Source organism: Mycobacterium spongiae (assembly GCF_018278905.1).
GTDB classification, from domain to species: Bacteria; Actinomycetota; Actinomycetes; order Mycobacteriales; family Mycobacteriaceae; genus Mycobacterium; species Mycobacterium spongiae.
In genome coordinates this window covers 1,858,171-1,877,007 of the sequence record NZ_CP046600.1, presented here as the reverse complement: position 1 = coordinate 1,877,007, position 18,837 = coordinate 1,858,171, and the positions used below count along the sequence as shown (strand labels likewise).

At 65.4% G+C, this 18,837-nt stretch carries 18 protein-coding genes; 7 read left to right on the top strand and 11 right to left on the bottom strand.

Annotation, left to right across the window (positions count from 1 at the left end; all coding sequences use genetic code 11):
- Nucleotides 1-23 precede the first annotated feature (23 nt).
- The 3 genes from F6B93_RS07660 to rimP form a co-directional block, all read right to left on the bottom strand.
- Nucleotides 24-287 (bottom strand): YlxR family protein, encoded by a 264-nt coding sequence (locus tag F6B93_RS07660; RefSeq protein ID WP_343232725.1) that lies wholly within the window; start codon nucleotides 285-287, stop codon nucleotides 24-26.
- Nucleotides 288-461: 174 nt separating this feature from the next.
- Complete coding sequence (gene nusA / locus F6B93_RS07655; protein ID WP_211698557.1) at nucleotides 462-1,505, bottom strand: transcription termination factor NusA; 1,044 nt, start codon at nucleotides 1,503-1,505, stop codon at nucleotides 462-464.
- Nucleotides 1,502-2,053 carry a ribosome maturation factor RimP gene (gene rimP / locus F6B93_RS07650; protein ID WP_211698556.1) on the bottom strand — a complete coding sequence of 184 codons (552 nt, stop codon included), beginning with the start codon at nucleotides 2,051-2,053 and terminating at the stop codon, nucleotides 1,502-1,504. Before rimP ends, nusA begins: the two co-directional genes overlap by 4 nt.
- A 192-nt stretch (nucleotides 2,054-2,245) precedes the next feature.
- Between rimP and F6B93_RS07645 the strand changes: the two genes are divergently transcribed.
- Together F6B93_RS07645 and F6B93_RS07640 are read left to right on the top strand one after the other, a co-directional pair.
- Nucleotides 2,246-2,824 (top strand): hypothetical protein, encoded by a 579-nt coding sequence (locus tag F6B93_RS07645; RefSeq protein WP_211698555.1) that lies wholly within the window; start codon nucleotides 2,246-2,248, stop codon nucleotides 2,822-2,824.
- Complete coding sequence (locus F6B93_RS07640) at nucleotides 2,821-3,309, top strand: ferritin-like domain-containing protein (protein WP_211698554.1); 489 nt, start codon at nucleotides 2,821-2,823, stop codon at nucleotides 3,307-3,309. The genes F6B93_RS07645 and F6B93_RS07640 overlap by 4 nt, the downstream gene beginning before the upstream one ends.
- Here the strand turns inward: F6B93_RS07640 and F6B93_RS07635 are convergent, their stop codons facing one another.
- Genes F6B93_RS07635 through mqo form a run of 8 tightly spaced genes read right to left on the bottom strand, consistent with a single transcriptional unit; the run spans nucleotide 3,310 to nucleotide 13,900 of the window.
- The gene (locus tag F6B93_RS07635; protein WP_211698553.1) at nucleotides 3,310-5,058 is read right to left on the bottom strand and encodes a proline--tRNA ligase; all 1,749 of its coding nucleotides are present in this window, start codon (nucleotides 5,056-5,058) and stop codon (nucleotides 3,310-3,312) included.
- Between the two features lie 58 nt (nucleotides 5,059-5,116).
- Nucleotides 5,117-6,709: an MFS transporter gene (locus F6B93_RS07630; protein WP_211698552.1), complete on the bottom strand. Its 1,593-nt coding sequence runs from the start codon at nucleotides 6,707-6,709 to the stop codon at nucleotides 5,117-5,119.
- Nucleotides 6,710-6,731: 22 nt separating this feature from the next.
- Nucleotides 6,732-7,958, bottom strand: a complete 1,227-nt coding sequence (gene cobA / locus F6B93_RS07625; RefSeq protein WP_211698551.1) for a uroporphyrinogen-III C-methyltransferase — start codon at nucleotides 7,956-7,958, stop codon at nucleotides 6,732-6,734.
- A gap of 9 nt (nucleotides 7,959-7,967) precedes the next feature.
- On the bottom strand, nucleotides 7,968-9,353 hold the full coding sequence (locus tag F6B93_RS07620; protein ID WP_246541035.1) for a cobyrinic acid a,c-diamide synthase CobB: 1,386 nt from the start codon (nucleotides 9,351-9,353) through the stop codon (nucleotides 7,968-7,970).
- 4 nt (nucleotides 9,354-9,357) lie between these two features.
- The gene (gene cobO, locus F6B93_RS07615) at nucleotides 9,358-9,981 is read right to left on the bottom strand and encodes a cob(I)yrinic acid a,c-diamide adenosyltransferase (protein ID WP_211698549.1); all 624 of its coding nucleotides are present in this window, start codon (nucleotides 9,979-9,981) and stop codon (nucleotides 9,358-9,360) included.
- A gap of 45 nt (nucleotides 9,982-10,026) precedes the next feature.
- Nucleotides 10,027-11,943, bottom strand: coding sequence for a magnesium chelatase subunit D family protein (locus F6B93_RS07610; protein WP_211698548.1), 1,917 nt, complete (start codon nucleotides 11,941-11,943; stop codon nucleotides 10,027-10,029).
- Nucleotides 11,940-12,410, bottom strand: coding sequence for a GNAT family N-acetyltransferase (locus F6B93_RS07605; RefSeq protein WP_211698547.1), 471 nt, complete (start codon nucleotides 12,408-12,410; stop codon nucleotides 11,940-11,942). Before F6B93_RS07605 ends, F6B93_RS07610 begins: the two co-directional genes overlap by 4 nt.
- Nucleotides 12,407-13,900: a malate dehydrogenase (quinone) gene (gene mqo, locus F6B93_RS07600; protein ID WP_211698546.1), complete on the bottom strand. Its 1,494-nt coding sequence runs from the start codon at nucleotides 13,898-13,900 to the stop codon at nucleotides 12,407-12,409. The genes F6B93_RS07605 and mqo overlap by 4 nt, the downstream gene beginning before the upstream one ends.
- 131 nt (nucleotides 13,901-14,031) lie before the next feature.
- Between mqo and F6B93_RS07595 the strand changes: the two genes are divergently transcribed.
- The 5 genes from F6B93_RS07595 to hypB all read left to right on the top strand — a co-directional run bounded on the left by F6B93_RS07595 (nucleotide 14,032) and on the right by hypB (nucleotide 18,834).
- Nucleotides 14,032-15,057, top strand: coding sequence for an alpha/beta hydrolase (locus F6B93_RS07595; protein ID WP_211698545.1), 1,026 nt, complete (start codon nucleotides 14,032-14,034; stop codon nucleotides 15,055-15,057).
- 14 nt (nucleotides 15,058-15,071) lie between these two features.
- Nucleotides 15,072-16,451 carry a mycothione reductase gene (mtr, locus tag F6B93_RS07590; protein WP_211698544.1) on the top strand — a complete coding sequence of 460 codons (1,380 nt, stop codon included), beginning with the start codon at nucleotides 15,072-15,074 and terminating at the stop codon, nucleotides 16,449-16,451.
- 70 nt (nucleotides 16,452-16,521) lie between these two features.
- Nucleotides 16,522-17,583, top strand: a complete 1,062-nt coding sequence (gene nicT, locus F6B93_RS07585; RefSeq protein ID WP_246541106.1) for a Nickel transporter NicT — start codon at nucleotides 16,522-16,524, stop codon at nucleotides 17,581-17,583.
- A gap of 107 nt (nucleotides 17,584-17,690) precedes the next feature.
- On the top strand, nucleotides 17,691-18,062 hold the full coding sequence (locus F6B93_RS07580) for a hydrogenase maturation nickel metallochaperone HypA (protein WP_211698542.1): 372 nt from the start codon (nucleotides 17,691-17,693) through the stop codon (nucleotides 18,060-18,062).
- Nucleotides 18,055-18,834, top strand: a complete 780-nt coding sequence (hypB, locus tag F6B93_RS07575) for a hydrogenase nickel incorporation protein HypB (RefSeq protein ID WP_211698541.1) — start codon at nucleotides 18,055-18,057, stop codon at nucleotides 18,832-18,834. The genes F6B93_RS07580 and hypB overlap by 8 nt, the downstream gene beginning before the upstream one ends.
- Nucleotides 18,835-18,837: the final 3 nt, after the last annotated feature.

Sequence of the window (18,837 nt, the reverse complement as noted above, 5' to 3'; positions counted from 1 at the left end):
CGGGTTTTAGCTATGACGCATGGTCATCGGGACTTCACGTTGTGCTCATGTTCGTTGCTACCTGTTCTGTTGCTCGGCGGGTCGAGTACCTCTGGACAAGCAATGTGCTCGACCACCGCGGATGTATCCGGCGAACCGGTGATCCGCAGCGCTTTGGTGAAAGCCCGCCGTCGAATCGCTTGTTGTAGGCACCCCGGCGCGGGGTGCAGCCAAGCACCTCGCCCCCGCAGGTTTCCGGCCGTATCAACGATTACGGCATGATTGCCGTTCCCGGTCGACGTAGCCACCACTCGAAGCAGTTCGACGGCCAGCTCTCGCTTCCGACATCCGACACACGTCCGCACCGGTCCACGAGGATTGTCCGGGCGTCGGTGCGCCGAGGCCGAAGGCTCGCGCTGGATCACGGCTCAGTCTAGCGTCACCGAACTCGTGGTCAGAACCACCCGGGGATACCGAAGTGGCTAGCGCTCGTGCGCCATCCCGCGGCTAACGCCGGATTCCGGCTGACCCGGCGGATGTGACGGGGAATCGCCGCGGATGTCGATACGCCACCCGGTGAGCCGGGCGGCCAACCTCGCGTTCTGGCCCTCCTTGCCGATGGCCAGTGACAACTGGAAATCGGGCACGACGACTCGCGCGGCCCGAGCGTTCGGGTCGACTACCGACACCGACACCACCTTGGCGGGCGACAACGCGTTGGCGACGAAGCGGGCCGGGTCTTCGTCATGGTCAATGATGTCGATCTTCTCCCCGGACAGCTCGCTCATGACATTCCGTACTCGCTGTCCCATGGGGCCGATGCAGGCGCCCTTGGCGTTGAGGCCCCCCACGCGCGACGCCACCGCAATCTTGGAGCGATGGCCGGCCTCTCGGGCCACCGCCACGATCTCCACCGATCCGTCCGCAATCTCCGGAACCTCGAGAGAGAACAACTTGCGTACCAGGTTGGGGTGGGTGCGGGACAGGGTGATCAGCGGCTCCCGGGCGCCTCGGCTCACTCCGACCACATAGCAGCGCAGCCGATTGCCGTGCTCGTAGCTCTCACCGGGGACCTGTTCAGCGGCCGGGATCACACCTTCGGAGGCGTTGGTCTCGGTGCCTATTCGGACAACGACCAAACCGCGAGCATTGGCCCGGCTGTCGCGCTGGATCACTCCCGCGACGATCTCACCCTCCCGGGTCGAGAACTCGCCATAGGTGCGCTCATTCTCGGCGTCGCGGAATCGCTGAAGCATGACCTGGCGTGCGGTCGTCGCGGCGATACGGCCAAAGCCCTCCGGAGTGTCGTCCCATTCGCTGATCAGATTGCCGTCGTCGTCGACTTCGCGGGCGATCACCCGAACGACACCGGTCTTGCGGTCGATCTCGATACGCGCGTCGTGCTGATGGCCCTGAGTGTGCCGGTAGGCGGTGAGCAACGCCGATTTGATTGTCTCGAGCAATTCATTGACCGAGATGCCCCGGTCCACCTCGATTGCATGCAGTGCGGCCATGTCGATGTTCATGCTCCGGCCTCCGTCCCCTGGGTCCGAGCCACCTCGGCCAAGCCGGCGAATTCCAACTCCGCTTGGGATGGTGGCGTAAACTCAACTTGGACAACAGCTTTCACAATCTCAACGAGGGGAATCTGGCGTACTGCCCACTCTCCGTCATGCCGTAAAACGAGCGCCACCGCGTCGGCGCGTACCTCGCCGACGCGGCCGGTCAACTGCGATCCGTCGGACAGCTCCACTTCCACCTTGCGGCCCCGCGCCCGGCGGAAGTGCTTTTCGCTAGTCAACGGGCGGTCCACACCCCGTGAACTAACCTCGAGGACATATCGACCGGAAGTGGGATGCGTGTTGTCCAGGTCGTCCAACAACGCCGAGGCCCGACGCGACAGCGCGGCTATCGTATCCAGGTCGAGGGCGGTGTCGCCGTCGACAATCACCCTGATCTGCGGCGGACGTGCGCGGGTATCGATGACCACGTCTTCGACCTCGTAGCCGGTGCGCGCGAACTCGTCACCGAGCAGCTCGATCACCTGCGTTTGCGAAGGTAGCCCGGTGGTCACGGCGAGCTCCTCATCTTGAGTTGTCCGGTCATCCGGCGGACATCGCAGCCCACCTGCCTTGCCAGCTACCAACCATACGCCAGTAATCGGGATTGACCAGGTGATCGCGTCGTCAAGGGTCCCGCCCCCATGGTCGCTGACCGTGGTCCTCCCTGATCGTGCCTGGCTTGGTTCCAATGGCAGGATGTTGCTGTGCCCAGAGCTGTACCCACCACCGAGAGGCCCGCGAACAGTCTCGCGAGCAAGACCGCGAGCAGACGCAGTGTGCTCGTTGGCGGTGCCGCTCTCGCGGCCCTCGGAGTGGTCGTGTCCGCCTGCGGCGGCTCTGCACCCGAGCAGCCCGAGGTCGAAGAGTTGCTGTCACCGCTGGAACAGGCTCGCCACGATAGCGCGTTGGCCACCGCCGCGGCCGCAGCCATCGGCATGGCGCCGCAGACCGCTGCCGCGCTGGGCGTCGTCGCCTCCCAGCGCACCTCACATGCCCGAGCGCTGGCCACCGAGATCGCCCGCGCTGCGGGCAAGCTCGTGTCAGAGACGAGTCGAACGAGCGAAACGAGTAGCTCCAGTCCCAGCTCGACCGAGCCGGCCCCGCCCCCGCCGCCACCACCACCGGTATCCGATGTCATCGATTCGCTGCGCAAGTCAGCCGAGGACGCGAGTCGCCTGGTGACCACGTCATCGGGCTATCGCGCGGGACTGCTCGCCTCTATCGCCGCGTCGTGCACTTCCTCTTACCTGGTTGCCCTGGTCCCTGGGGGTCCGTCCATATGACCTCATCGGAACCCACTCCGGTTGCCTCACCCAAGCGATCCCCGACCGACGCCGACGACTACAACGCGTCGCTGTGCGAGGCGCTGGCCGTCGAACACGCGACCATCTACGGCTACGGCTTCGTCTCGGCGCTCTCGCCGTTGAGCGTCAACTCCCTGGTCGTCGAAGCTTTGGACCAGCATCGCCAGCGGCGAGACGATGTCATCGCGATGCTTACCGCTCGCAACGTCACCCCACCGGTCGCTGCCGCCGGCTACCAGCTGCCTATGCAGATCGGCAGCGCGCACGATGCGGCACGGCTGGCCGTGCGGATGGAGAGCGACGGCGCGACGGCCTGGCGAGCCGTCGTCGAGCACGCTGACACGGCCGATGATCGAGCATTCGCCGCTACCGCACTAACCGAAAGCGCGGTCATGGCGGCACGGTGGAATAAGGTGCTCGGCGCCTGGCCCATCACGGCCGCTTTCCCGGGCGGTAACGAGTAGCTATCCGGTGACGGCCGCCGCGATGTCACCCGCCAGGGCGGCGCCGACGGCCAGCTCGCGCGTCTGACCGCTGAACCGGTCGCGCAGCTCCACCACGCCGTCGGCCCAGCCGCGGCCTACCACAATGATCGAGGGCACACCGAGCAGCTCCGCGTCTTTGAACTTGACGCCGGGTGAGGCTTGGCGGTCATCGAGCAGCGTCTCAACGCCCAACCGATCCAACTCTTCGGCCAGCGCAGCGGCTCCAGCACGCGCCTGGGCGTCCTTGTTGGCGATCACCACGTGAACATCGAACGGCGCCACCGCTGCTGGCCAGCGCAGGCCCAGCTCGTCATGGTGCTGCTCGGCGAGGACGCCGACCAGCCGCGAAACCCCAACGCCGTAGGAGCCCATGGTCAGCCGCACGGGCTTGCCGTTCTCACCCAGCACGTCGGCGGCGAAAGCATCGGTGTACTTGCGTCCCAGCTGGAAAATGTGCCCGATCTCGATACCCCGTGCCATCACCAGCGGTCCGGCGCCGTCCGGAGAGGGGTCGCCCGCCCGCACCTCGGCCGCCTCGATGAGGCCGTCGGCGGTGAAGTCGCGCCCGGCCACTAGGCCGACCACGTGCCGGCCGGGCTCGTCCGCACCGGTGATCCAGCTGCTACCGTCGACGATTCGCGGGTCGACTAGATATCGAACATTGTTGTCCCGCAACGCCTTCGGTCCGACATATCCCTTCACCAGAAACGGGTGTTTGGCAAAATCGTCGTCATCGAGCAATGCGCACTCCGCTGGTTCCAGCGCAGCGCCCAACCGCTTCTCGTCAACCTCCCGGTCGCCGGGCACCCCGATCGCCAGCAGTTCCCAATCCCCGCCGGGCTGACGGGTTTTGACCAGCACATTCTTCAGGGTGTCTGAAGCGCTCACCGTACGCCCCAACCCGGCGCCGTTTGCCCAGGCCACCAGGCTAGCGATGGTGGGGGTATCGCCAGTGTCGTGAACCACCGCCTCGGGCAGCCCATCGATGGGCAACGTCTCTGGCCGGGCGGTCACCACTGCCTCGACGTTGGCCGCGTAGCCCGACTCCAGGCACCGGACGAACGTGTCCTCCCCGATCGGGCTCTCGGCCAAGAACTCTTCGGAGGCGCTGCCGCCCATCGCGCCGGACACTGCCGAAACGATGGTGTAGCGCACGTCCAGCCGATCGAAGATGCGCTGGTAGGCCTCGCGGTGTGCGTGGTACGCCGCCTTCAGTCCGGCGCTGTCGATGTCGAAGGAGTAGGAGTCCTTCATGACGAACTCCCTGGCTCGCAGGATGCCGGCACGTGGTCGAGCCTCGTCACGATACTTGGTCTGGATTTGGTACAGCGTGAGCGGGAAGTCTTTGTAGGAGCTGTACTCGCCCTTCACGGTGAGCGTGAACAGCTCTTCGTGCGTCGGACCCAGTAGGTAGTCGTTCTCACGGCGATCGCGCAACCGAAACACGCCGTCGCCATATTCGGTCCACCGGTTGGTCGTCTCGTAGGGTCCACGGGGCAACAGTGCGGGGAAAAGAATCTCCTGGCCACCGATCGCGTTCATCTCCTGGCGGATGACACCTTCGATTCTTCGGAGCACGCGGAGCCCCAGCGGCAACCAGGTATAGAGCCCAGGTGCCACGGGACGCACGTATCCGGCACGGATCAGCAGTTTGTGGCTGGCCACTTCGGCTTCGGCGGGATCGTCCCGCAGCGTACGCAGGAACAGCTCGGACATCCGGGTGATCACAGCGCGCAAGCCTAATCGGAGTCGATCAGTGTGCCGTAGCGAGCGTCACGCGGGCGATCTACAACTCTCCGGCGTCGATCGCTTCTTTGACCTCTTGCGCGTGGGCAACCTGCGCGGGGGTGTACCCGATGAACAGCGCCATGATGCCGACGATGACTGCCGCCCCCGCGACCCACAGCAGACCGTAGGTGTAGCCGTGGTCAAGCGCACTCAACTGCACATCGTTCATGAACTTCACCGGACCGGTGCTACCGCCGAGGTACAGCGTGCGGGACGTGATCACGGCCTGGATGACGGCCAGTACGAGTGGTCCGCCCAGGCTCTGCAGCATCAGCGCGATCGCCGATACCGGTCCGATCTGGTCGAAACCGACGCCGGCGATCGCCGATAGCGTCAGCGGGACCACGACCATCCCAATACCAATGCCGCCGACAACGATCGGCATGACCAGGTTGGGGAAGTAGGACACGCCACGGTGCATGAACATCGAGCCGTACAGCATGGCGATCAGCAGCAGCCATCCGCCGCCGATCGTCAACACGCGAGGCGAAAACCGTGACACCAGCTGCGAAGAGACGCCCAGGCCGATTCCCATCGCGATGACGAACGGGATGAAACCGATGCCCGCGCGCAGCGCGCTGTAGCCGAGAATGTCCTGCACATACAGGCCGATGCAGACCGTCAGGCTGAACATCACGCCGCCGGCGAGCAGGATCGCGCTAAACGTGACCAGCCGGTTGCGGTCGCGGAACAACTCAAACGGCACGACCGGGTTTTCCGCCCTGCGTTCCACCACGATGAACGCCAGCGCGGCCGCCATGGCCACCGCGCCAGAACCGAGGGTGATGATGGACATCCAGCCCTTTTCCGGGCCCATCGAGAAGGCGAAGACTGCGGCGGTGCACGCCAGCGTGGCCAGCATCGCGCCGGCCGCGTCAAGCTTCATCCGCTCGCGGTTGGTTTCGGACAGCGCCGTGCGGGCCAGGTAGATCATCAGCAGGCCGATCGGTACGTTCACCATGAACGCCAGCCGCCACGACACTTCGGTCAGCGCGCCGCCGACCACCAGGCCCATCACCGAACCGATAGCGGTCATCGCCGCGAATACCGCCGTTGCGGCGTTACGGGCCGGCCCCTTCGGGAACGTCGTCGCCACCAGTGCTAGACCGGTCGGGGATGCGATGGCCGACCCCACACCCTGCGACAGCCGGGCGACGACCAACGTCGCCTCGTCCCAGGCGACTGCGCACAGCACTGATGAGATGGTGAACAGCGCGACGCCGACAATAAAGGTGCGCTTGCGTCCGATGGTGTCGCCGAGGCGCCCGCCGAGCAGCATCAGCCCGCCGAACGTCAGCACGTAGGCCATGATCACCCAGCTGCGGCCGGCATCGGTCAGGCTCAGCTCGTTCTGAATCTTAGGAAGCGCGACGATAGCGACCGTGCTGTCCATGGTCGCCAGCAGCTGCATACCGCCGATCGCGATAACCGCGGCGATAAACCGACGAGAGGGCAACCACGTCGGGTAATACCTGCTTAAACGCTCTGAGGCGGTCTCCGCCGCACGCGGCGGGCGCGTGGACGCTGCAGCTTCCGGGGGTCCAGGTGTCCAGCTGGTGACCGTCCGCTCTGTGTCCTTGAGAGCAGTCATAGCGGGTTACCTTACAGTAATCTTAAGAATTGTTTAAACCCCGAACGTCGCGCAGCCCGACCACAGGCCCTATGACGACGATCGCGGGAGGTCGGATCCCCTCGGAACGGACCTTTTCCGGCGTGTCAGCAAGGGTCGCCCGCAAAGTCTGTTGCGCGGCGGTAGTTCCGTGCTGAACCACCAGCACCGGCGTATCCGCAGGTCGGCCGCCTGATAGTAGAGCTTCGACAAAAAGTTCGATGCGCTCAACCGCCATCAGCAAAATGATCGTGCCCGCCATTGCTGCTAATGCGTCCCAATTCACTAACGATTCGGGGTGCCCGGGCGCGATATGGCCGCTGACCACCACAAACTCGTGATTCATCGCCCGGTGGGTGACCGGAACGCCTGCCATCGCGGGCACAGCTATGGCACTGGTCACACCTGGCACTACGGTCACCGGAATTCCGGCGTCGGCGCATGCCAAGACCTCCTCATAGCCCCGGGCGAACACAAACGGATCGCCTCCTTTGAGGCGGACGACAAAGCTGTCGGATCGAGCCCGTTCGATCATTACGGCGTTGATCGCGTCTTGGGCCATGGCCCGGCCGTAGGGAATCTTGGCGGCATCGATGACTTCCACGTGCGGCGGCAGCTCGGCGAGCAGTTCCGACGGTGCGAGCCGGTCGGCGACCACGACATCGGCCTGCGCGAGCAGGCGGCGACCGCGGACGGTGATCAGTTCAGGATCGCCGGGGCCGCCGCCGACCAGCGCGACCCCACCGCGTACGACGTCGGAGCTTTCGGCGTTCTCGCCGGTGATGAGGCCCTGCTGCAAAGCCTCACGGATGGCCGACCGGATCGCCGCGGAACGGCGGTGCTCGCCACCTGCCAGCACCCCTACCGACAGGCCGGCGTAGCTGAACGAGGCCGGGGTGACCGCCGACCCTTTCAGAGCGATGTCAGCACGCACGCAAAATACTCGGCGGCGATCGGCCTCCGCGACGATGGCGGCGTTCACCTGCGGGTCATCGGTGGCCGCGATCGCATACCAAGCCCCATCGAGGTCGCCGTCGCGGTATTCGCGCAGGGACAAGGAGATCCGGTCCATCGCCTCGACGGCGCGGGTCGTGGTGCGGGCGATCACATGCACATCTGCCCCGCTGGCGACGAGTAGGGGCAGCCGACGCTGCGCGACCGTGCCCCCGCCGATGACGACGACCTTTTTGCCGGTGAGCCGCAACCCGACCAGATAAGGGTTCTCGTCCACCGGCCAAGCCTAGTGGCCAGTGTTGTGGGTGTGCACGGCGGCGTTTGCGACGAAACGCACCACCGCGGCCGGCGTCGCGGCCGGATGCGTGTGGAGGTAGGAGGCATGCACGCCGCCGTGCACCGCGCCGTCGTGGACAGCCGCCTCGCCGTGGCCACGGTGCACCCATGCCGGCGGGTAGCTATCGGTGAAAGTGACAGCGGTTCGGTGGAATTCGTGTCCAACGACCCGCTGTCCGACCGAATACAACGATGAATCGGCGACGGCGACGGCCTCGCGATATCCCAGCGTGAGATGTTCGGTGAACCGAGCTGTCCCGGCCAGCACGCCACACATCGGCAATTCGTCGAGTTCAGACATGAGGTAGATGAGGCCTGCGCATTCGGCATGCACGGGCGCACCGGCCGCGGCGAGTTCGTTGATCTGTCGACGAACGCCATCGTTGCCGGACAGCTCCGCAGCGAATTGCTCGGGGAATCCGCCGGGAAGCACCACGGCATCGGTGCCGGCCGGCAACGTTTCACACAGCGGGTCGAACTCGGCTACGTGCGCACCCGCGGCCCGAAGCAGCTCGACATGTTCGGCGTAGCCGAAGCTGAATGCCTTGCCGGTCGCCAGGGCGACGACGGGGCTAGTCATGCAGCGGCTCTCCCCCACCGCGGTCACCGGGTCCCACGCCGTGTCGGCGACGCAGCCTCGGGCGGCCGAGTACACCGCACCCAGGTCTGCGTGGCGAGCCACCAGCGCAGTCATTGCCTCGACCGCCAGCCGCGCGCGACGGCCGTACTCGACGGCGGTGACAAGACCCAGATACCTCGTCGGTAGATCCAATTCGGCAGCGCGCGGAATCGCACCGAACACCGGGACGCCGGCTTGCTCGCACGCTTGCCGCAGCACCTGCTCATGCCGCGCCGATCCGACCCGGTTGAGGATGACACCGGCGACGCGGGTTGCGGTGTCAAACGTGGAAAAGCCGTGCAGCAGTGCCGCGATGCTGTGACTCTGACCGCGGGCGTCGACCACCAGGATCACCGGCACATCCAGCAGGGAAGCGACATGGGCGGTGGAGCCCGCTGCCACAGCGCGTGCGGCAGGCTCGATGCGCCCGTCGAACAGACCCATGACGCCTTCGATCACCGCGATGTCGGCGCCGCGGGCACCGTGCGCGTAGAGCGGGCCGATCAGGGCTTCCCCCACCAAGACCGGATCGAGGTTACGGCCGTCACGCCCCGCCGCCAGAGTGTGGTAGCCCGGGTCGATGAAATCCGGGCCCACTTTGAACGGTGCGACCGTATGACCAGCCTGACGTAGCGCCCCAATCAGACCGGTTGCGATTGTGGTCTTGCCGCTGCCCGAGGTGGGGGCAGCTACGACCACCGCGGGTACCCCGGTCACGGCCTCACCATTCGATACCCTTCTGCCCCTTGCGGCCGGCATCCATCGGATGCTTGATCTTGGTCATCTCGGTGACAAGGTCGGCTGCCTCGACCAATCGTTGCGGGGCATCGCGGCCAGTGATCACGACATGTTGGTGGCCGGGCCGAGTCAGCAGAACCTCGACCACGTCGTCGACGTCGACCCAGCCCCACTTCATCGGGTAGGTGAATTCGTCAAGCACATAGAAGTCGTGGCGTTGCTCGGCTAGCCGTCGGGCAATCTCTGCCCAGCCATCCGCGGCCGCTGCCGCGTGTTCGACATCGGCATCGGGTTTTTGCGACGTCCGCGTCCACGACCAACCAGCACCCATCTTGTGCCATTCCACGGCTCCGCCGGCCCCGTGCTCCTCGTGCAATCGGCCCAGTTGACGAAAAACCGCCTCTTCACCCACCCGCCACTTGGCGCTCTTGACGAACTGAAAGACGCCCACGTCCAGGCCGGTGTTCCACGCCCGCAGCGCCATTCCGAACGCGGCGGTTGATTTTCCTTTACCCTCGCCCGTGTGCACCGCCAGGACCGGCGTATTGCGCCGAGTCCGCGTGGTGAGGCCATCATCGGGGACTTCGAGCGGATTGCCCTGTGGCATTGGACGGCACCCATTCCGATCTAGTTGCTGTTCTGGTCCGCCGGCTCACGCCGCGCCGCGCACCGCCTCCGTCAAGTGATCCGCGTGCAAATGCTCGAGCCGAACTATCGGCGCGCCGAGCTGACCGGCCAGCCGCGCGGCCAAACCCAGCCGCACATACGACGTCTCACAGTCCACGACCACCGCGGCCGCACCCTCGGCGACCAGCCGGGCAGCCGCAATTCGACTGCGGCCCAACGGGTCAGGTCCGGCGGTGGCCCGGCCGTCGGTCAGCACCACCACCAGGGGACGTCGGGCGCGATCGCGCACCTTCTCCCGGACGATCAGCTCACGCGCGGCCAGCAGGCCTTCGGCCAGCGGCGTCTTGCCGCCAGTGTCGAAACGAGCCAGCCGGCGGCCCGCAATGTACGCCGACGAGGTCGGCGGAAGCAGTAGCGCCGCCTGCTGCTCGCGGAAGGTGATCACCGCGACCTTGTCACGCCGCTGGTAGGCATCGCGCAACAGCGACAAGGTGGCGCCGCTGACCGCAGCCATCCGGTCGCGGGCCGCCATCGACCCCGACGCATCGACGACGAAAATCACCAGATTGCCCTCACGCCCCTGGCGAACCGCACGGCGCACGTGGTCCGGCCCCAGCCGCAACGGCCCGGCCCCAGGCGCATGCTCAGCGGCAGCGAGCAAGGTGGCGAACAGATGCAATCCATGCGCGCCGGACCCGGTGTCGCTCGCATCGGCGGCCGCCACAACGCTGCCCGTGGCATTGCGCGCCCGCGACCGTCGCCCCGGTGCGCCCTCGCCAACCCCAGGAACGGTCAGCGCGCGGGTACGGAATATCTTCGACGGCGGCGCGCTAGGGTTCGGCGACGATCGCGAGGGCGGCGAAGCCGGGCGCTGCGGGTCGTCGCCCATCGGGTTCAGCGGCTGTGGGGACTTCGCGGTTGAATTCTTCTGTTCCGGAGATGAATTCGTGTCGACCGACTGCCCACCTCCAGGAGGTTCGGGGTCCGGATCAGGATCGTCGGGTGGCTCGGCGCCGGCTTGCGACAACGCCGCGTCCAGCTGGTCACGGTCGAGGCCGTGATCATCGAAGGGGTCGCGGCGCCGTCGATGCGGCAGTGCCAATTCAGCCGCCACCCGGATATCTTGCTCCTCGACGGTGTGCGCGCCACGCCAGGCGGCGTGGGCTACCGCGGTGCGGGCTACCACCAGATCGGCCCGCATGCCGTCCACATCGAATGCCGCACACAGTGCGGCGATGCGCCGTAACTCGTTGTCCGGCAAAACCACATCGTCGACAATGTCACGTGCCGCCGCAATCCGGCGAGCCAGTTCCGCGTCGGCGTCCGCGTAGCGCTGGGCGAACCCATCCGGGTCGGCTTCGTAGGCCATCCGCTGCTGGATTACTTGCATTCGCGTGTCGACGTCACGCGACGCCGCCACGTCGACGGCGAGACCGAACCGGTCCAGCAGCTGGGGGCGGAGTTCACCCTCTTCCGGATTCATCGTGCCGATCAGCACGAATCGAGCTTGATACGAGTGGGAGATGCTGTCGCGTTCGATGTGCACTCGTCCCATAGCGGCCGCGTCGAGCAGTATGTCGACCAGATGATCGTGCAGCAGGTTGACCTCGTCGACATAGAGGACTCCGCCGTCAGCGCGGGCCAGCAAGCCTGGTGAAAAGGCGTGCTCACCGTCGCGCAGCACCCGCTGCAGATCAAGTGAGCCGACCACGCGGTCCTCGGTGGCCCCCAGCGGTAGCTCAACCAACCCGGCGCCGTCTGCGGAGTCAGCTCCGGTCGCGGCGGACAGCAGCGCGGCCAGCCCACGCACAGCGGTCGATTTGGCGGTGCCCTTCTCCCCCCGGACGAGCGCCCCACCGATTTCTGGGCGTATCGCACACAACAACAACGCGAGTCGCAGCTGATCGTGACCGACAATCCCACTGAAGGGGTATGGCTTCACCGCTGTGCCTCCTGACCGGAGCCCGGCCGCAGCATCGGCAGGTGGGGAATACCGTCATCGACGAAATCGTCACCGGCACGCATAAACCCGTGCTGACCGTACATGTCAGCGAGATAGGTCTGCGCGTCGATCCGGCACGGGTAGTCGCCCACTTCTGCCAGCGCAGCCCGCAGCAGCCGGGTGGAGTGACCTTGGCCGCGCCTACTGCGTTTGGTGCACAAGCGGCCCAACCGGAAAACCTTCTCGCCTCCGGCGTGCTCCTCCATCAGCCGCAGCGTGCAGATGACCTCCCCGTCGGCCGTTTCGAGCCAGAAGTGCCGAGTATCGGCGAGCAGGTCACGCCCGTCCAGCTCCGGATACGGGCAAGCCTGTTCGACAACGAACACCTCCACCCGCAACTTGAGCAGCTCGTAAAGGGTCTGGGCGTCAAGGTCTTTAGCCCAGACGCGGCGCAACGCTTCGGTCATGCGGCGACCTCGAGCTGCAGCGCCTCGGTGCCCCAGGACCATACCTCGTCGAACAGCGCAGGCTCACGGGATAGCTTGGCCCCCAGGGACGGAATCATCTCTTTGAGAATAGGCAGCCAACCAGGGTAGCGCTTGGCGAAGCAGCGCTGAAGCACGTCGAGGACAATCGGCACCGCCGTCGAGGCGCCCGGGGAACCGCCGAGCACACCGGCGATGGTGCCGTCCGTCGCGGAGACCACTGTGGTGCTGAACTCAAGGACACCACCCCTGCGCTTATCGCGACGGATCGCCTGCACCCGCTGGCCGGCCGCCGTCAGCTCCCAGTCCGAATCCACGGCGCCGGGGGTGAATTCGCGCAGTGCCGCGATTCGATCGGGTCCAGAGAGCCGCAGCTGAGCGATGAGATAGTTCAGCAATGTCAGCTGGGTCAGACCCACGCCAATCATCGATAGCAGATTGTTCAACCTAATGGACCGCGGCAGATCGGTGAAGTGACCGTGTTTCAAGAACTTCGGCGACCAGCCCGCATACGGTCCGAACACCAGCCACGACTTGCCATTGACGAATCGCAAATCCAGGTGCAGCGCGCCGAGCGGTGGGGCTCCCGGCGATGGCACGCCGTATACCTTGGCCCGGTGCATGGCGGTGAGCGCGGGGTTGTCTGCGCGCAGGAATCGGCCCCCGATCGGGAAGCCGGCGAAGCCTTTGACCTCTCCGATGCCCGACTGTTGCAGCAGCGGCAGTGCGTCGCCACCGGCCCCGACAAAGACGAATCGCGCGTTGAGCTTGCGCTTCCTGCCGGTGCGGCGATTGTGGATCCCCAACGTCCAGCTGCCGTCGGCCTGGCGGGCCAGAGTGCGGACCTGGTGCCCGAACAGTGTGGTGGTGCCGTTGCGTACGCAATATCCGATTAGTTGCTTTGCCAGCTCACCGAAGTCGACATCCGTGCCCTCCGGCGCCCAGTTGAGCGCAACCGGTTCGGAGAAGTCGCGCTTGGCGGCCATGAGCGGCAGTCGGCGGGCGAACTCGTCTCGGTCTTCGATCAACTCGGTGCGGGCGAACAGCGGGTTGCCTGCCAAAGCCTGGTGGCGGCGCCGCAGGTAGTCGACGTGCGCGCCGCCCCGGACGAAACTCACGTGCGGGAGCGGGTTCAGGAAGCGGCGTACGTCGGACACGATGCCGTGCTGGGCTGCGTATGCCCAGAACTGGCGGGTGATCTGGAATTCCTCGTTGATGCGTACGGCTTTGGTGATGTCGATCGAGCCGTCCGGTCGCTGAGGGGTGTAGTTCATCTCGCAGAGCGCGGAGTGACCGGTGCCGGCGTTATTCCACGGGCCGCTGCTTTCCGCGGCGACGGCATCGAGCCGTTCGACCAGCGTGATCGACCAATCCGGCTCCAACCGGCGCAACAACGCGCCCAGCGTGGCGCTCATAATGCCGGCACCGACGAGCACCACGTCGACCCTCGCGGTCGTGGCTAGGTCTGACACCGGATCGTGGGTCCTTCCCTCGGCTTGTGCCGTCCCAGGTTATCCCGGCCGCTCGGACCTCAGCAGCGACATAGGAGCTTCCGGCCGCGGTGCGGGCACCGCCCGATCCGGACAGGCTCTAAGCTGAGCCCGTGACGGGCGGGGTCGGCGGCTGGGCACCCGATGTCCTGCCGGGCTATTGGCAGACCACGATCGGGCTCGGGCCCGATCGTGACGGCGAGGGCCAGGTCGCCGCGACCCTGGTACGGCGCGGGGATGCGGCGCCCGCGGCGCACGCAGTTCTGGCGGTACACGGCTACACCGACTACTTCTTCCACACTGAACTCGCGGATCACTTCGCCGACCGCGGCTTCGCGTTCTACGCTCTGGACCTGCGCAAGTGCGGCCGCTCGCGGCGCTCCGGTCAGACACCGCACTTCATCACCGACCTGGTCCACTATGACGAGGAACTCGACCAGGCCCTGTCGATCGTTGGCGGAGCGGCCCAGCCCCCCAAGGTCCTGGTGTACGGCCATTCCGCCGGCGGGCTCATCGTGTCGCTGTGGCTCGACCGGTTACGCAAACGGGGCGTCACCGTAGCCGCGGGTGTCCACGGCCTGGTTCTCAACAGCCCGTTCCTCGACTTGCAAGGACCGGCCATTCTGCGAATGCAGGCGGCCTCGGCACTATTTGCTGCCATGTCACGCTTAAGCCCCAAACGGGTAGCCCGCGCGCCCAAAGACGGGGGCTACGGCCTCACACTCCATCGGGACTACGAGGGAGAATTCGACTATGACTTGCAATGGAAGCCGGTGGGCGGCTTTCCGATCACCTTTGGCTGGCTGCACGCGGCGCGGCGCGGCCAGGCACGCTTGCATCGCGGGCTCGATGTCGGCGTGCCCAACCTGATCCTGCGTTCCGATCACACCGTGCCCGAAACCGCCGACCTGGCGGACCTGCAACGCGGCGACGCGGTTCTCGACGTCACCCAGATCGCTCGCTGGGCCGGCTGCATCGGCAACCGCACCGCCATCGTTCCGGTGGTGGACGCCAAACACGACGTGTTTCTATCGCTGCCGGAGCCGCGCCAGATAGCCTATCGCCAACTCGATCTTTGGCTGGATGACTATCTGCGCACAAACGACACCGACGCCTCGGCATGGTCACGGGAAAGGTAAACGGCCCAACCACAATGGAAACCTACGACATTGCGATCATCGGAACCGGCTCGGGCAATAGCATTCTGGATGAACGCTATGCCGGCAAGCGGGCCGCGATCTGCGAGGAAGACACCTTCGGCGGGACGTGCCTCAACGTCGGATGCCTGCCGACGAAGATGTTCGTCTACGCCGCCGAGGTGGCCAACACCATCAGGGACGCGGCGCGCTACGGCGTCGACGCCCACATCGATCGGGTGCGATGGGATGACATCGTCTCGCGAATCTTCGGGCGCATCGATCCAATCGCACACGGCGGCGAGGACTATCGGCGCTCGGCGCCCAACATCGACGTGTATCGCACGCATACCCGGTTCGGACCGGTTCAGGCTGACGGGCGCTACCTGCTGCAGACCGACGCAGGCGAGGAGTTCACCGCCGACCAGGTGGTGGTCGCCGCCGGGGCGCGGCCGCTGATTCCGCCGGCGATCGAAGAGTCCGGCATCACATTTCATACCAGCGACACGGTCATGCGGATCTCCGAATTGCCCGAGCACGTGGTGATCGTTGGAAGTGGTTTTGTAGCAGCCGAATTCGCTCATGTGTTCTCTGCGCTTGGGGCTCGGGTCACCCTGGTTATTCGGGGCAGCTGCATGCTGAGGCATTGTGACGACACCGTCTGTGAACGGTTCACCCGCATCGCTTCAGCGAAATGGGAACTACGCACCCAGCGCAACGTGGTCGGCGGAGAAAACCGCGGTTCCGGCGTGACGCTGCAACTCGACGACGGCAGCTCGATCGACGCCGACCTGCTACTCGTGGCGACCGGTCGGGTGCCCAACGCCGACCTGCTGGACGCCGAGCAGGCCGGAATCGATGTTGCGGACGGCCGGGTGGTGGTCGACGAGTATCAACGAACTTCCGCACGCGGGGTTTTCGCGCTCGGCGACGTTTCGTCGCCCTACCAGCTCAAGCACGTCGCCAACCATGAAGCCCGGGTCGTGCAGCACAATCTGCTGTGCGACTGGGACGACGTGGAGTCAATGGCCGTCACCGACCACCGGTACGTGCCAGCGGCGGTATTCACCGATCCCCCGCTCGCTGCTGTCGGACTCACCGAAAATGAATGTGTTGCACAAGGACTCGACATCTCGGTCGCGATACAGAGCTACGGCGACGTCGGATATGGCTGGGCTTTGGAGGACACCACCGGATTCGTCAAGCTTATTGCCGAACGCGGTTCCGGACGCTTGCTTGGTGCGCACATCATGGGTTACCAGGCGTCGTCGATCATCCAACCGTTGATCCAAGCGATGAGCTTCGGGCTGACCGCTTCCGAGATGGCCCGCGGCCAGTACTGGATCCATCCGTCGTTACCCGAGGTCGTCGAGAACGCGCTACTGGGCCTGCGCTGACGTGTCCTGGCACTGCGAGCCCCGCAGGGTCAGGCCAGCCTGGTCCGGGTCCACACGTTCGGCCCCCGGGCTGACGCCGGCGGAATGGCGGCGTCTGGCCGCGATGCTCGCAGTGATCGTCGGGCTGCATCTCGTTGGCTGGCTCACCTTGATACTCCTGGTCGAACCGGCGCGACTCCATCTGGGCAGCAAAGCATTCGGTATCGGTGTCGGGGTGACGGCCTACACGCTCGGCCTGCGGCATGCGTTTGACGCCGACCACATCGCCGCGATCGACAACACCACCCGCAAGCTGATGAGTGACGGGCAGCGACCCCTTGCCGTCGGATTCTTCTTTTCGCTGGGTCACTCGACGGTCGTCTTTGCACTGGCGGTATTGCTGGCGACCGGGCTTCGGGCCATCGCCGGACCGGTTGAGGACGACTCCTCCGCGCTGCATCACTACACCGGATTGATCGGCACCGGCATCTCTGGGATTTTCCTGTACTTGATCGCCATCCTCAACGTCATCGTCCTGGTCGGTATCGTGCGTGTGTTCGCGCAACTGCGCCGCGGCGATTTCGACGAGACCGCGCTCGAACACCACTTGGACAACCGCGGATTGGTCAACCGGTTCTTCGGCCGCTTCATGAAATCGATCACCAAGTCGTGGCATATCTACCCAGTCGGAGTGTTGTTCGGCCTCGGGTTCGACACCGCCACCGAGATCGCGCTGCTCGTGCTGGCAGGGACCAGCGCGGCCGCCGGCCTGCCGTGGTACGCAATCCTGTGCCTGCCGGTCTTGTTCGCCGCCGGCATGTGCCTGTTGGACACCATCGACGGCTCCTTCATGAACTTCGCCTACGGCTGGGCTTTTTCCCAACCGGTGCGCAAGATCTACTACAACATCGTTGTCACCGCGCTATCGGTGGCGGTGGCCCTGCTGATCGGCAGCGTCGAACTGCTCGGCCTCTTCGCCGACCAACTGGGCTGGCGGGGCACGTTCTGGGACTGGCTGGGCGGCCTCAACCTCAACGTCGTCGGCTTCATCGTCGTAGGGATGTTCGTGCTCACGTGGGTGCTTGCCCTGCTGATCTGGCGGTACGGGCGCATCGAAGAGAGGTGGGCGCCGGCGCCCGAAAGCGCGACCTGACCGCAGCGACCAGCCGAACCGTAGCCGCGCGCACGGTCGACGGTGTAGAACAGTGCTCATGAGCCTGGCAAACCGTCAGGGTTTCGGACAGCCGGCGGTGACTGCCCGTGCATGAGCTGTCCCTGTGCGCAGCGATCGTCAGTGTGGTCAAGAAGCACGCCGACGGCCGCCATGTCGACGTGGTCCGAGTCCGGGTAGGCGCACTGCGACAGGTCGTTCCCGAATCGCTGCTGTTCTGCTGGACCCTGGTGCGGGAATCGGAGGACATGCCCGACGCCGAGCTGGAACTCGAGTGCGTTGGCGCCGAGGTGCGATGCCGGGCGTGCGGCCGGCAGTCGGAGATCACATCGGCCTGGTCGATCTGGTGCCCGGTATGCGACAGTCCCGATGTCGAGGTGCTCCGCGGCAACGAGTTCTTGGTGGCTTCGATGGATGTCTCAGAGAAAGTGTCGAACATGAACGGTTGCCAGCATGGGTAGATTTCATCGACACGACGATGGAACTGAGCATGAGCACACCCACCGGCATCATGATCCCAACCCCGACCATGGGGATCACCGGCACTACCAGACGAGCTCGCAACGTATCGATGTCCTGGAAGCCATCTTCGCTGAGAACGACTCCCTGGCAGAGGACAATAGAACGACGTTCGCCAGCAACGGGATCCGTGCACTCAATTTGATGAGCTCACCGGGGTCGGGAAAGACCACCATTCTGCAAAGAACACTCGACGAACTCGCCGGCGAGTTCGCGATCGGAGTGATCGAAGGCGACATCGCGACCGATCTCGACGCCGCCAAGCTCAACGGTCGCGGCGCCCAGGTGTCGCTGCTCAACACCAGCAACGGGTTTGGCGGCGAATGCCACCTCGATGCGCCCATGGTCCACCGCGCGCTACCAGGACTGGACCTGCCCCGCCTGGACCTGGTCATCATCGAAAACGTCGGCAACCTCGTCTGCCCTGCCGAGTTCGACGTCGGCGAGCATGCCAAAGCCATGGTCTACTCAATCACCGAAGGTGAGGACAAACCGCTGAAGTATCCGGTCATGTTCCGAGCGGTCGACATCGTGCTGCTCAACAAGATCGACCTGGTGCCGCACCTCGACGCCGACGTGGACTCATACATCACCCATGTCCGCGAGGTCAACGCCACGGCGACGATCCTGCCGGTCAGCGCCCGCACCGGCGCCGGCATGGGCGCCTGGTTCGGCTGGCTGCGACGATTTGCGCAGGGATCGGGCACCGCCTGACGA